The sequence below is a fragment of the Fructilactobacillus sp. X2R6C1 genome, from assembly GCF_059901295.1.
In genome coordinates, this window is record NZ_JBWXUZ010000068.1 from 1 (window position 1) to 244 (window position 244).

General features: G+C 34.0%; 1 protein-coding gene. It reads left to right on the top strand.

Annotated features, from left to right (window positions below; genetic code table 11):
- Entirely contained in the window at window positions 1–123 is a 123-nt protein-coding gene (locus AC6UDF_RS07390; protein WP_500724246.1) for a zinc-binding dehydrogenase, read from the top strand.
- Window positions 124–244: the final 121 nt, after the last annotated feature.

Here is a 244-nt window from a genome sequence, read left to right on the forward strand (position 1 = left end):
ATTGAAAACCAGCAGTTAAGACCGATTATTGACAAGGTCTTCCCGTTTAGTGACGTGCTTGAAGGATATAAACTACTGGAATCACACCACGCTACTGGCAAGATAGTGATTGAGATGAAGTGAATTTATTTAATAAAAACCGTAAAAAAAACGAAGTGCCAGATAAAGTTAAATTTCTATATCTGGCACTTCGCTTTATTTATTTAAATCCATTGACAATTTCAGGAACAAACCATCCTATAAA